General features: G+C 62.7%; 14 protein-coding genes. 6 read left to right on the top strand and 8 right to left on the bottom strand.

Translation table 11 applies throughout. The features are described 5' to 3' along the window. Positions 1 to 20: 20 nt before the first annotated feature. From EN949_RS14265 to EN949_RS14245, 5 genes are all read right to left on the bottom strand, one after another. Positions 21 to 1,667, bottom strand: coding sequence for a Na+/H+ antiporter (locus tag EN949_RS14265; protein WP_013532253.1), 1,647 nt, complete (start codon positions 1,665 to 1,667; stop codon positions 21 to 23). A 141-nt stretch (positions 1,668 to 1,808) separates the two neighbouring features. Further along, the gene (locus EN949_RS14260; protein WP_127366821.1) at positions 1,809 to 3,062 is read right to left on the bottom strand and encodes a L,D-transpeptidase family protein; all 1,254 of its coding nucleotides are present in this window, start codon (positions 3,060 to 3,062) and stop codon (positions 1,809 to 1,811) included. A 421-nt stretch (positions 3,063 to 3,483) separates the two neighbouring features. Next, positions 3,484 to 3,999, bottom strand: coding sequence for a winged helix DNA-binding protein (locus EN949_RS14255; RefSeq protein WP_008875359.1), 516 nt, complete (start codon positions 3,997 to 3,999; stop codon positions 3,484 to 3,486). A 238-nt stretch (positions 4,000 to 4,237) separates the two neighbouring features. After that, positions 4,238 to 4,660, bottom strand: a complete 423-nt coding sequence (locus EN949_RS14250) for a DUF6163 family protein (protein ID WP_013532255.1) — start codon at positions 4,658 to 4,660, stop codon at positions 4,238 to 4,240. Further along, positions 4,657 to 5,700 (bottom strand): enoyl-CoA hydratase/isomerase family protein, encoded by a 1,044-nt coding sequence (locus EN949_RS14245; protein ID WP_013532256.1) that lies wholly within the window; start codon positions 5,698 to 5,700, stop codon positions 4,657 to 4,659. Before EN949_RS14245 ends, EN949_RS14250 begins: the two co-directional genes overlap by 4 nt. A gap of 194 nt (positions 5,701 to 5,894) precedes the next feature. On the opposite strand from EN949_RS14245, the gene EN949_RS14240 reads away from it, so the two are divergent. The 3 genes from EN949_RS14240 to EN949_RS14230 all read left to right on the top strand — a co-directional run bounded on the left by EN949_RS14240 (position 5,895) and on the right by EN949_RS14230 (position 8,708). Beyond that, a complete protein-coding gene (locus EN949_RS14240; RefSeq protein ID WP_127367743.1) occupies positions 5,895 to 6,722 on the top strand; it encodes a DUF2066 domain-containing protein in 828 nt (275 codons plus the stop codon). An 88-nt stretch (positions 6,723 to 6,810) separates the two neighbouring features. Continuing rightward, a complete protein-coding gene (hemB, locus tag EN949_RS14235; RefSeq protein ID WP_027162429.1) occupies positions 6,811 to 7,842 on the top strand; it encodes a porphobilinogen synthase in 1,032 nt (343 codons plus the stop codon). Positions 7,843 to 8,060: 218 nt separating this feature from the next. Beyond that, positions 8,061 to 8,708, top strand: coding sequence for a dihydrofolate reductase family protein (locus EN949_RS14230; protein WP_127367368.1), 648 nt, complete (start codon positions 8,061 to 8,063; stop codon positions 8,706 to 8,708). A 50-nt stretch (positions 8,709 to 8,758) separates the two neighbouring features. Here the strand turns inward: EN949_RS14230 and ppk2 are convergent, their stop codons facing one another. Then, complete coding sequence (ppk2, locus tag EN949_RS14225; protein ID WP_013532260.1) at positions 8,759 to 9,679, bottom strand: polyphosphate kinase 2; 921 nt, start codon at positions 9,677 to 9,679, stop codon at positions 8,759 to 8,761. A 278-nt stretch (positions 9,680 to 9,957) separates the two neighbouring features. On the opposite strand from ppk2, the gene EN949_RS14220 reads away from it, so the two are divergent. Both EN949_RS14220 and EN949_RS14215 read left to right on the top strand, forming a co-directional pair. Then, positions 9,958 to 11,001, top strand: a complete 1,044-nt coding sequence (locus tag EN949_RS14220; RefSeq protein ID WP_127368483.1) for an aldo/keto reductase — start codon at positions 9,958 to 9,960, stop codon at positions 10,999 to 11,001. Between the two features lie 176 nt (positions 11,002 to 11,177). After that, positions 11,178 to 11,330, top strand: coding sequence for a hypothetical protein (locus EN949_RS14215; RefSeq protein ID WP_013532262.1), 153 nt, complete (start codon positions 11,178 to 11,180; stop codon positions 11,328 to 11,330). A gap of 66 nt (positions 11,331 to 11,396) precedes the next feature. Here the strand turns inward: EN949_RS14215 and EN949_RS14210 are convergent, their stop codons facing one another. Both EN949_RS14210 and EN949_RS14205 read right to left on the bottom strand, forming a co-directional pair. Next, positions 11,397 to 11,630 (bottom strand): DUF982 domain-containing protein, encoded by a 234-nt coding sequence (locus tag EN949_RS14210; protein ID WP_244506945.1) that lies wholly within the window; start codon positions 11,628 to 11,630, stop codon positions 11,397 to 11,399. Between the two features lie 113 nt (positions 11,631 to 11,743). After that, positions 11,744 to 12,409, bottom strand: a complete 666-nt coding sequence (locus EN949_RS14205; protein ID WP_024504688.1) for a GntR family transcriptional regulator — start codon at positions 12,407 to 12,409, stop codon at positions 11,744 to 11,746. Positions 12,410 to 12,574: 165 nt separating this feature from the next. Between EN949_RS14205 and EN949_RS14200 the strand changes: the two genes are divergently transcribed. Further along, on the top strand, positions 12,575 to 13,323 hold a 749-nt coding region (locus EN949_RS14200), incomplete at its 3' end, for an MFS transporter (RefSeq protein ID WP_127371712.1).

Here is a 13,323-nt window from a genome sequence, read left to right as displayed (position 1 = left end):
CCAGCCAGGCCCGCGCGTCGTTATTTCCTCGCCTTCCGGCCCCTCAGCAATGCCTCGGTGAGCGTGATCTCGGTAAACAGCGCCTGCGACGTATGGTCGTTGATCTCGCCGCTGCGAAACATGGCGCGCACGGCTTCGCGCTCGGCTTCGATGCCCGCAAATCTCAATTCGAGCTCCAGCCTTCCGGCTTCACGCGCCTCGGCGCGGGCCTCATCGGCTTCGTCCGAGGCGGCGATGCGGCGCCGGTACCCGGCGACGATGCTGTCGGCGGCGGCAAGCCTGGCGCCGGGCACCTCGCCTCCCTCATCATCTGCGGCTCCGGCGATGCTCTCGATGCGCGCGATTGCCGCCTTGGCGGCGCCGACACGCGCCAGCCGCTCCTCGGCGGCGCCGGCATCCTCACCGGGCTCGACCAGCCCCCTGGCGATCGTCGGCAGAGCGAGACTGGCGAAGACCAGCGAACAGATGATGACGCCGGCGGCCAGGAAAATGACCAGATCGCGCGCCGGAAACGGCGAACCGTCCGGCATGGCGAGCGGCAGCGACAATATGCCGGCCAGCGTGATGGCGCCGCGCACGCCGGCCACCGAACCGGCGAGCCGCACGCGCAACCCGAACGGCTCCACCTTGCGCTTGCCCAGACGTGCGGCGATGCCGGCTGCGAGATCGCCTACCCATATCCACAGGAAGCGCAACGCGATCAGGCACAGCGTCAGCGCCACGACGGTCGCGATCGGCTGGATGATCGGGTGCAGGCTCATGAGTTCCGGCGGCACATGGCGGATGATGTCGGGAAGCTGCAGGCCGAGCACGATGAAGAGAGCACCGTTGAAAACGAAGGAAAGCGTCGTCCACAGCGACATCGTCTGCATGCGGGCCGAGACGCCGAGGAAGCGAAACACGCCGGAGCCGCCGGTGAGCAGGCCGGCGGTAACAGCCGCCAGAATACCGGACGCTCCGACATGCTCGGCGCCGAGATAGGCGATGAAGGGCAGCAGAACCATCACCAGCACCTGCGCTTCGGCCGGCACGCCGCCGATCCGGTTGAGCAATTGCAGCAGCTTGGCGGCAACGAACAGCGCCGCGACGCCGATCAGGATGCCGATCGCCACGGCATAGAGAAAACTGAACGAAGCCGCGGCAAGGGAAAAGCTGCCGGTCAGCACTGCTGCGACGGCGAAGCGGAACATGACGAGGCCTGAAGCGTCGTTGAGCAGCGACTCGCCTTCGAGAATGTGCATCAGCCGCGCCGGGACGACATTCCTGTCGACGATCGAGGACACGGCCACCGCGTCGGTCGGCGACAGCACCGCGGCAAGCGCAAAAGCGACCACCAGAGGGATGCTCGGCACCAGCCAATGCAAGGCGTAGCCGAAGCCGACGATGGTGAAGAAGACCAGCCCTATGGCCAGATCCAGGATCGGTCCGCGCAGCGCCATCAGTTCACGCTTCGGTGCGCCATAGGCATCGCCGAACAGCAGCGGCGGAATGAACACCAGCAGGAACAGTTCCGGATTGATCTCGACATGGATGCCGCGCACCGGCCAGGCGAGCGCGGCACCGATCGCAATCTGCAGCACCGGCAACGGCACCCGCACCAGGCGAACCAGCGCGCCGGAAAGCGCCACGAAGACGAGCACGACCAGAATGAAGACAGCGACTTCCATGGTCCGGTTCCAGGCTTCCCGCCGACCATGCGCAAAGCCGGCCGATCCGTCCAGCCGCCCTCCCGTGAAAAACGCCGCGGCACCCAATCAATGAAAAAAGGCCGCCCTGAGAGGCGGCCTTTTTAGATAGGATTCAAACGCTTACAGCGCGGACGTGATCTGCAGTTCGTTGTTGCCATCAAGCGCGTAGACGTCGTCGCGGAACTGCACCACGCCCGGACCGGTCGACCAGGCCGAGAGATAGAGGAAGTGGACCGGCACCGGATTGGTGACCTGGATCGGCGTGTTTTCACCGGTCTTGATCGCCGCCTCGAAATGCTGGCGGTCCCAGCCGGGCGTGTCGCGCAGGATCCAGGTGACGAGGTCGCGCACATTCTGCACGCGCACGCAGCCCGAGGAATCGAAACGCAGCATCTTGCCGAACAGGCTCTGCTGCGGCGTGTCGTGCATGTAGACGCCGTCAGGGCTCGGGAAATTGATCTTCACCGAGGCCATGGCGTTTTCCGAGCCGGGATCCTGGCGGAACCGGTACTTGGCGGCGTCGTCGGTCGACCAGTCCACATTCATCGGATCGACTTCGCTGCCATCGGGCGCGAACAGGCGGATGTGGCTGTTCTTGAGATAGTCGGGATTTTTCCGCATCAGCGGAATGATGTCCTTGCGCACGATCGAGACCGGCGCGTTCCAGTATGGATTGACGATGATCTCAGTGATCTTGGAATTGACGATCGGCGTCTGGCGATCGATCTTGCCGACGATCGCGGTGTGGCGAAGCACGACGCGGTCGTTCTCGACCGCTTCGACCTGGGCTGCCGGAATGTCGACCAGCACGTAGCGGCTGCCCAGCGTGCCGGCCTTCTCGCGCAGCCGCTGCAGATTGGTCTGCAACTGGCCAAGCCGGATCTGCGCCGAAACGTTCATCGCCGCATAGGTGTATTTGCCCATCGAGCCATCAGCCGGCAGGCCGTGACGCAGTTGGAAGCGCTTGACTGCCGAGTCGACATAGGAATCGAAAGCCGTCGAAATGCCGGCGCTCTGCGACAGGTCGCCCGCGACCATCAGGCGCTTGCGCAATGGCACCACATCGGGATCATCGACGCCGAGCTGCAGTTTCTTGGTCGCGGGAACCTCGACCCAGCCACCCTGCCCGACAATGTTCTGGTATTGCCCGACCGCCTGTTCCGTGAAGGCAACGGTCTGCGGGCTGAAGATCGGCAGCGTCGAGGCCACCTTGCCACCCTCGCTGGCGCGGGCGTCGAACTGGTCGTCCCAATTGCCGCGCGCCGAGGATTTCAGGATATCACCGATCACATCCTGCGCATTGGCGCCGCCGGCGACCACCGCGGCTGCGAGCGCGGAGGCTCCGGACAGGAAAAAACGACGGCTGGTTTTCATGGACGTTCCAGACATTGGTAGCAGTTCGATCACTTGCTGCGTTGATCACCGGGCGATCTCGCCCGCACTGTAAAATTGGCAATCTTAACAATTAGCCAACCATGGTCCGTATCAGCTTGGTGTGACAATGCACAGGCGCGATACGGCTGCGGGTGAACGCATGGTCTTCACCACAGCATCACTGCCACTCTCGGTTCCATTGGAATATGGCGGCAACGTGGCCTAGCGGCCAAATCCGACCGGCCAGCATTCCGAAAAGAACGGACCGTGCTTTTTGGGTATCGATCGGCGATCGACCACGCGGTGCAATGACCAGCCAAATCAAAGAAAAGGCCGATGCCTCTCGGCACCGGCCCTGACTGAAGGTCGATATTTCGGCCGCGCTTCTGTGACGCGGGCCGAATCCGATGCGGCGGATGTCTTACATCCGGTAAGCGATGGTGTCGTTCCAGAAGCGGTCGAGCCGCTGCAAAGCGCGGTTCATCTGCTTGAACTCGTCGGTGTTGATGCCGCCGACCTGTTCGATCGAGCCGACATGACGCTCATAGAGGCCGGCGACGACCTCCGCCACCTCATTGCCCTTGGGCGTCAGCGAGACACGGACCGAACGGCGGTCGATGCGCGAGCGCTGATGGTTGATGAAGCCGAGATCGACCAGCTTCTTCAGATTGTAGGAGACGTTTGAGCCGAGATAGTAGCCACGCGAGCGCAGCTCGCCCGCGGTCAGTTCGGAATTGCCGATGTTGAACAGCAGCAGTGCCTGGATGGCATTGATGTCGGAACGGCCGTTGCGGTCGAATTCGTCCTTGATCACATCAAGCAGGCGGCGGTGCAGCCGCTCAACAAGCTGCAGCGATTCCATGTACAGGGAACGGATAGCCTCACGGCGATCGTCGGATACGTTGGCGGTCTTCGCCGCCGGACGCGAATTGATCATTGTCTTTGCCTCTCGTTTGTCGCCCTGGTGATTTTTTGTTTTTCACCTTGATCGCGACACTATCGAATACTCATAAAATTCGACTTAAACGCTAGGGCTAACAAGAGCTTACCGGTAAGAGGTTTCGGAAGAGGCTTAACGAACGGTCACCCGAGCAAGAATAATTAACCTAAAGATTTCGGCAACGATTGCAGGGCTCATTCGAGGCGACAGCCGGGCCGCCAATGGGTTCAACGGCTTAGTGGCGGACCGGGCGCTTCTGCAGGTAGATGACGACGCGAAAGACGATATAGAGCACCGCCACCGCCGCATGCGAGACGACAATCAGCAAGCGGTGGCCGAACAACTCGGGAAAGCCGGCGTACATGACCGTCTCGGTCACCGCGCAAATGAACCATATCACCGGGCCCCAGGACGCCAGCATCCACAGGCCGGCAGCGGCAAAGGGAAAGAACACGGCGAGCACCACCGCCGCGACCTGCCAGTGCACGGGCATCAGGTCGAAACGCCACAGTGTGCCCGGATAAAAGCCGATCAGCTTGATCCAGTAGAGAATGCCGAACAGCAGGCAGTAGCCCGATATGACGCGCTGGAACCAGGCGAAGATCACCTCCACCCCGGAGGGCTGCAGAACGATGCGCCTTGAGGTCACCTCGCTCATATCAGGAGTTCCCGTTCGCCGAGCGGAGCGAAATAGGCATCGACATCCGCTTCGCTGACCGCAGCGAGGCTTGCCGGCCGCCATTGCGGCTTCGAGCCCTTGTCGATGATGGCAGCGCGGATGCCTTCGTAGAAATCATGGCCGGCGAGCATCCGGTTGAGGATGCGGAACTCCATCTTCATGCAGGCTTCCATGGACAGCGTCAGTCCGGCGCTGATCTGCCGCCAGGCGACGCGCAGGCTGGTCGGCGAGCGGGTGCGGATCGTCGCCAGCGTCTTTGCCGCGAACTCATCGGCGGCGGCCGCACGCTCGAGGCTGTCGATGACGCGGTTCAGGGACGGTTGCGAAAAATGACGGACAATCGCCTCCAGCGTCGGCCTGTCGGTTTCTCGCCTTGCCTGCACGAAGAAGCCGCGCAGCACCGATTCCGGATCGCCGGTCAACGCCAGCCGGTCGAGGAAGCCAGCCTGGTCCTCGGCCTTGATGGTATGGGTGGCCAGCCCAGACCACAGCGCATCGCCATATCGAATGCGATTGCCGGTCAGCGCCAGATACATGCCGAAGGAGCCGCCGAGATCGGGCAGCAGGTGGCTGGCGCCAACATCCGGAAAGAAGCCGATGCCGACTTCCGGCATGGCAAACTGGGCATTCTCGGTCATCACCCGGTGCGAGCCGTGGAAGGAGATGCCGACGCCGCCACCCATGACGATACCGTCGATCAGGGCGACATAGGGCTTCTTGTAGCTGTTGATGCGGGCGTTGAGCCGGTATTCGTCGGCGAAGAACTCGACCGGCGGTTTTCCCGCCCGACCTGTCTCATAGACATGCAGGATATCGCCGCCGGCCGAAAAGGCCCTGCCCTCTGCCTTGACGACGATGACGTCGATGCCCTGGTCGGCCTCCCAGGCGGAAAGAGCGGCGTCGAGCGCCCCGATCATGCGGTGCGTCAAGGCATTGAGCGCCTGCGGCCGCGTCAAGGTGACGACGCCGGCCCGGCCCAGATGTTCGAAGCGGATCTCGTCGCCTCCGCCAAAATCCATCGTGAAAGAATCCCTCTCCCGGCCGCCGGGACTGAAGTGCTAAAGCGTGGCGCATGGGTGCGTCAATGGCGAGGACACCGGTGCAAGCTCTGGCCCGGACCAGGAGCCAGTGCTAAAAATGGAGCTGCAATACGGAAAACTGGGTAGAGTTCATTGCAGCGTACCTGGTGGGTCTTCGAACGGGACGATTGTTTATGACTCGATTTTCGCACCTTGCGCCGGTGGCAATCGGGCTGAGCCTCTGCTTGGCTGTTCACCCGGTCATGGCGGGGACTTTGCAAGACCTCTACAGCTCGCAGACCATCGTCAACGGAAAGTACGAGAAGAACCGCCAGTCCGGCTTCAAGCGCTGCCTCGACGCGGTTCTGGTGCGGGTTTCCGGCGATCAGCGCCTGCCGGCGAAACCTGAAATGACGGCATTGCGCGACAAAGCCGGCACCTTCGTCGCCAGTTTCCACTATCGCGACCGCATGGAAGGCATTCCCAACCATGACGACCAGGGCACGTACGATCGGCCTCATAATCTCTACTGCCAGTACAAGCCTGCTGACATCGACCCGGTGCTGGCTTCGCTCGGCAGCAGGCCGTGGCTGACCGGGCGGCCACGGCTGGTGGTGTTTTTGGCGACCGAGCGCGGAACAACGCATTACGCGCTCGATGCCGAGGACGACCGTGGCATGCTGATGCGCGAATCGTTCGGCAATGCCGCCGTACCGCTGGCCATGCAGGTGACTTTTCCCACGGTGGCGCAGCTGTCGCAGGCCGGATTGGACGATCAGGCGCTTCGCAATGCCGAGATGACGAAGCTCGACACCCTTGCGGAGAAAGCCGGCGCCGACCAGGCGCTTTACGGCAGTCTCGTCTGGAGCGACAAGGAACTGGGCTGGATCGCCGACTGGCGGCTGGCCATGGCCGGCAAGACCTACGTCTGGCAGGTGCGCGGTGTCGGCTTCGACGAGGCTTTCCGTGTCGCCATCAGGGGCGCGGCACAGATTCTGTCAGGCAACGGGCAACCCGAATAGGCCTCGACCGCGTTGCTGGCACAATCGTGCCGCATTGGTCAGCGGCGGGAGCTCGTGGTAAAAGCCTGCCCGAACGAGAGTACTGACGATGAACAAATTCACCCCCGCAAAGCCCGCCGGCGCGCGCGGCGTCGACGAGATCACGGGCAGCCGCCGTTTGCGCCGCATGCGCAAGGCCGACTGGTCGCGACGTCTCGTGCAGGAGAACCGGCTCACGGTCGACGATTTGATCTGGCCGATCTTCGTCGTCGAGGGCAAGGGTGTTTGCGAGCCGATTGCCGCCATGCCCGGCGTCTTCCGCCTGTCGATCGATCTCGCCGTCAAGGAGGCAGAGCGCGCGGCAAAACTCGGCATTCCCGCCCTCGCCACCTTCCCCAATGTGGACATCTCGCTGCGCGACCAGACCGGCTCGCACATCCTCGATCCCGACAATGTCATCAACCGCGCCACCCGTGCGATCAAGGATGCGGTACCGCAGATCGGCATCATCACCGACGCAGCGCTCGACCCATTCACCAGCCACGGCCATGACGGCATCCTGCGCGACGGCATCATCGTCAACGACGAGACAGTGGAACAGGTGACCGCCGCCGCAGTCATCCAGGCGGCCGCCGGCGCCGACATCATCGCACCGTCCGACATGATGGACGGCCGCATCGGCGCCATCCGCGACGCGCTCGATGCCAATGGTTTTCAGGACGTGGCGATCATGTCCTATGCGACCAAATTCGCCTCGGCCTTCTACGGACCCTATCGCGAGGCGGTGGGCACCGCCGGTCTGCTCAAGGGCGACAAGAAGACCTATTACATCGACCATGCCAATTCGGACGAGGCGGTGAGAGAGGCCGAACAGGACATCGCCGAGGGCGCCGACATGCTGATGGTCAAGCCCGGCCTGCCCTATCTCGACATCATCCGGCGGCTGAAGGACGAGTTCCAGATGCCGACCTTCGCCTACCAGGTGTCAGGCGAATATTCGATGATCAAGGCGGCAGGCGCCAATGGCTGGATCGACGGCGAGAAGGCAATGCTCGAATCGCTGCTCGCCTTCAAGCGCGCCGGCTGCGACGGCATCCTGACCTATTTCGCACCCGAAGTGGCGGAGATGCTGAAGGGGTAATTTCTCTTCGCGACGACGGCCGGTCGCGGCGAGCAATGTCGGCCAATCCGCTTCGACATCCATACCAATTTCCGGCTCTTGGCCGGGGAATCCATAGCGAGGGCCACTTGACCGTTGCGTGGGCTTCGTTTGAGCTTGAAAATACCGCTTGCAATTCACAATCGGTTTGTTACAAAACAACTGCTTGCAAAACACAATCGGTTATCGAGGAGGCTCGCATGTCCAAACTTCGCGTCAACGCTTTCACCCTATCGCTCGACGGCTATGGCGCCGGTCCCGATCAGGATCTGCAAAATCCGCTCGGCGTCGGTGGGGAATCCTTGCACAAGTGGTTTGTCGACACCCGCACCTTCCGCGAGATGGTGCTCGGACAAGATGGCGGCACCACCGACGTCAACGAGGCGTTCGCGGCGCGCAGCTTCGAAAATGTCGGCGCCTGGATCCTCGGCCGCAACATGTTCGGACCGATCCGCGGCGAATGGCCTGACGACAGCTGGAAAGGCTGGTGGGGCGACAACCCGCCCTATCATGTGCCGGTTTTCGTGCTGACCCATCACAAGCGGGAACCGATCACGATGGAGGGCGGCACCACTTTCCACTTCGTCGTCGACGGCATCCATTCAGCTCTTGAACAGGCAAAGGCTGCCGCTGGCGGCAAGGATGTGCGGGTCGGCGGCGGCGTCGCCACCATACGGCAATATCTGCAGGAAAAACTGATCGACGAGATGCATCTGGCGATCGCGCCGCTGCTGCTGGGCACGGGCGAGAACCTTTTTGCCGGCCTGGACATGCTCAAGCTCGGCTATGTCTGCAGCGAGCAGGTGGCGACCCCGCTCGCGACGCATGTGGTGATCAAGCGGGCGTAGGTGGAGAGCCAATCTCCCCCCGCGTGGGGGAGATCGCAGCTTCGTCTGCCTCAATACTTTTCCGGCACGTAGAGCTCGCGCGGCAGCACCTGGCGTTCGTATTCGGGGTTGAAGACGCGCTCCGGCAAAGTGATCTCCTCGTGCGGCACTTCCTCGTAAGGCAGCTGCTTGAGCAGATGGTCGATGCAGTTCAGCCGCGCGCGCTTCTTGTCGTTGCCCTCGACGATGAACCAGGGCGCTTCCGGGATGTTGGTGCGGGCGAAGGTCTCTTCCTTGGCCTTGGTGTACTGCTCCCAGCGCACGCGCGACTGCAGGTCCATCGGCGACAGTTTCCACTGTTTCATCGGATCGTGGATGCGCATCAGGAAGCGCATCTGCTGTTCCTCGTCGGTGATCGAGAACCAGTATTTGACCACGGTGATGCCCGAGCGGACCAGCATGCGCTCGAATTCCGGCACGTCGTGGAAGAATTCTTCGACCTGATCGGGCTGGGCAAAGCCCATCACCCGCTCGACGCCCGAGCGGTTGTACCATGAGCGGTCGAACAGCACGATCTCGCCGCCGGCCGGCAGATGCGGGACATAGCGCTGGAAATACCATTGCGACTTTTCGCGCTCCGTCGGCGCCGGCAGTGCGACGACACGGCAGATGCGCGGGTTGAGGCGCTGGGTGATGCGTTTGATGACACCGCCCTTGCCGGCCGAATCGCGTCCCTCGAAGATTACCACCAGCTTCTTCTTGTGGTGGGCGACCCAGGACTGCAGCTTGATCAATTCGGACTGCAGGGTGATCAGGTCGCGAAAATACTGCATGCGATCGATCGAAGGCGGATGCGAGTTCTTGTAGATCTTGGCGATCTCCATCGACAGCGCCGGCTCCGACATTTCGAGCTCATAGTCTTCGTCAAGCGTGTCGGCGAGCTCGGCTTCAAGCCAATCCCTGGCCGGAGAATTCTGTTTTAGCTCGGTCATTATCGGCTGCTCCACTTGCAAGCTCTGTCGATCCACGTCCGGCGCCCCAAACTCCCGGCCTACAGCCCGGGAACGGCAACACCTGAGCCGACTTCCATATAGGCCTGCAATGACGGTTTTATTGCAGCGCGAGCATGGTCACCGCCGCCGTCGGTCCAGCCAGGCATGATCGATCCGCCGCGCTGGCATGGAGACACGTCGCCCAAATTGTCCTACAAATAGCGGCCACTTTCGGGCGCCCTCCCCAGCCCTTTCCCAATGCAATCGCGAGGACCGACATGGAATACCGCACCCTCGGCCGTTCCGGCCTGAAAGTATCGACACTGACCATGGGGACCATGACGTTCGGCGGCGCCGGTGCTTTTTCGGCGGTTGGCAAGACCGATCTCGACGAAGCGCGCCGGATGATCGATCTCTGTATCGACGCCGGCATCAATGTCATCGACACCGCCAATGTCTATTCGAACGGCATTTCCGAAGAAATCATCGGCGAAGCGCTCGGCGGCAAGCGCAAGGGCGACGTGCTGATCGCCTCCAAGGCACGGATGCGGATCGGCAAAGGTCCAAACGATGAAGGCCTGTCGCGCCATCACCTGATCCGGGAATGCGAGAAGAGCCTGAAGCGGCTCAAGACCGACGTCATCGACATCTATTTCCTGCACGAATGGGATGGCGTGACGCCGCTGGAGGAAACCATCGGCGCGCTCGACACGCTGGTTGCCCAGGGCAAGATCCGCTATGTCGGCTGCTCCAACTATTCCGGCTGGCAGGTGATGAAGGCGCTCGGCATCAGCGACAGCCGTCATCAGCCGCGCTTCATCACGCAGCAGATCCACTACACGCTGGAAGCGCGCGAAGCGGAGTACGAACTGCTGCCGATTTCCGTCGACCAGGGGCTGGGCGTTCTGGTCTGGAGCCCGCTTGCCGGCGGATTGCTGTCCGGCAAATACCGCCGTGACAGCCCCACCGCCCGCCAACTCGCGGGCTGGTCGGAACCACCGATCCGCGACGAGGACCGGCTGTGGCGGATCGTCGATGTGCTTGTGGAGATCGGCGCGCAGCGCGGCGTGTCGGCAGCGCAGGTGGCGCTGGCCTGGCTGCTTGGCCGGCCGTCCATCAGTTCCCTGGTGATCGGCGGCAGGACGGAAACGCAGTTCCTCGACAACATCGCGGCGGCAAGCCTGGTGCTTTCGGGCGAGGAGCGCGAGCGCCTCGACGCGGTCAGCCGGCCGCCCTTGCTCTATCCCTACTGGCACCAGCAGCTGACGGCAAAGGACCGCTTTGGTGCCGCCGATCTGGTGATTGACCGAAGCGGCATCTGATCGGCAAATCGACGGCGATAGGTATCGCCGCCGCAATGATGGGCGTGGCCCCATCATTGCGGCGCGCATCTTGCAAGCCTGGCCATCATCGACGCACTATCGCTTCAGCTGTTGTGTTTGACGGCTAATGCTCCTAGGCAGGACCAGAGCCGCGAGGCAGTGAAAAAGGAGCCGATATGGCGCGACCACCAAACTACGATCAGGAACGCAAGGAACGCGACCGCCAGAAGGCGGCCAAGAAGGCCGAGAAGCTGGCAGCCAAGGTTGCAGCGAGGGAACGTTCGAAGCCCGAAGACGAGACTGAAGCCGAAACCGAAACGGCAAAGTGACGGCAAAAGGCCCGCAGATGCGGGCCGTGCCTCAATCCGGATTGCCGCCTCGGATGTCGCCTTGTGTCAGGCCGGCGCCTTGTCGCTGACAAAGACGTCCACTTCGCGCGCCGCCGCAATGAAGGCGCGCCTGGCGTTCATCGCCGGCTTGTCGCCGGCGAGTGCGTCATGGCAGGCCTGCAGGGCCGCGCGATGCTTGGGGCTGCGCTTGCCGGGCCAGCTGTTGAGGAGGTAGTCGGAAGCCTCACGCGCCGTGCGCAAGAGCTGAGTGCTTCCCGCCGCGACTGACTTCACAGTCACAGGTGTTTCAAATCGGTTGTTTTCCATCGCCGCTCCTTACGCCATCGGCGTCTGCGAAGCGAGGGCGAAAGTGCGCACACGTCCAGACGCCGCTTTGCGCCCCTTCATCCGCCTTAAGCAGCAACGACGGCAAAGCCTCTGGCGCGAAGACCGCGCCGATCGTTGGCGAGCGACGTCACCAGCCGGTCGCGGCTGCCGACGATGTGGACCGAGAGCAGGCGCGCGGCTTCATCGGCGTCGCCACGGCGTGCCGCCGCCAGTATGGCGCGATGTTCGGCCCAGGCGCGGCTGAGGGCCGCTTCGTCGCGAACCTCCAGCCAGCGCGCCCGTGACAGGCGTGTCATGGCATCACGGACCGCCCGGAACAGGAATTCATTGCCCGACAGACGCGCCAGTTCGATGTGAAAATCCATGCCGACGCGATGCCATTCCTCGCGCGGCGTGTCGTTGTCGCAGGATTCGAGCATCGCCTGGATGACATCGATGGCGCTCCGGTCCGCCAGGCTGCATGTCAGGCGAACTGCCGCAACCTCGACCGCCTCCCTGTAGACGGCGATCTGCTCGAGTTCAGCCAGATTGATCGGCGACACCGTCCAGCCGCGCCCGTCCCTGCCGACCAGCCCCTCGGTCTCGAGCCGCAGAAGTGCTGCCCTGACCGGGGTTCGCGATGCACCGAAACGGCTCTCGATCCAGCGCTCGGTCAGCTTTTCGCCGGGACCGATCTCGAGGCCCAGGATCATCTGCCGAAGCTGTTTTTCGACGCTGTGCATCTGCGACATTGTCGTTTCCATCTTTTGGCCGTTTGCGATCGTCTTGCCGATCACGTTCGACAGGCTGCATTGACAGCGGCCAAGCTTGCGTCCATGACGTGTACCATCTTGGTATCCCAAATTGGTATCCGCAGCAAGCATCGATAAAAGAGTTGCTGGGACAGGACATACGACATGCAGCAGAGCACGCCCCCGGCGACCGACAGCACCTACAACATCCACTGGCGGCGCAATCTGTTCGTGTGCTTCGCCGGTTCGTTTTCGACGCTTGTCGCCATGACGCTGCTTCTGCCGTTCCTGCCGCTCTATATCGAGCAGCTGGGTGCCGAGGGTCACGCGGCGATCGTGCAATGGTCGGGGATTGCCTATGGCGCGACGTTCTTCGCGGCGGCGCTGGTGGCGCCGCTCTGGGGACGTCTCGGCGACCGCTATGGCCGCAAGGTGATGCTGGTTCGCGCCAGCTTCGGCATGGCCATATGCATGTCGCTGACCGGCATGGTGCAGACGGTCTGGCAGCTGGTGCTGCTGCGGCTGCTCATCGGCTTTGCCGGCGGCTACTCCTCGGGATCGACCATCCTCGTCGCCATGCAGACACCCAAGGAGCGTTCCGGCTGGGCGTTGGGCCTGCTGTCGGCCGGCATCACGGGCGGGGCTCTGGTCGGCCCTCTGGTTGGCGGCGCCCTGCCGCCGCTGATCGGCATCCGCGCCACCTTTCTCCTCTCCGGCGGTGTCATCTTCCTGGCATTCCTGGCGACCACGTTTCTGATCAAGGAGAATCCCCGGCCGAAAACAGCAGACGCCGCAGCGACGCAGAAGCGGAAAGGCGGCTGGTCACAAATCCCCGACAAACGGCCTGTTGTCGCCATGCTGGCGACCGGCATGCTGTTGAGCTTCGCCACCATGTCGATCGAGCCGATCATCAC

This window comes from Mesorhizobium sp. M7A.F.Ca.US.007.01.2.1 (assembly GCF_003998165.1).
GTDB lineage: Bacteria > Pseudomonadota > Alphaproteobacteria > Rhizobiales > Rhizobiaceae > Mesorhizobium > Mesorhizobium ciceri.
Note: the sequence above shows the minus strand (reverse complement) of the source record. Positions and strands in the feature narration are given on the sequence as shown.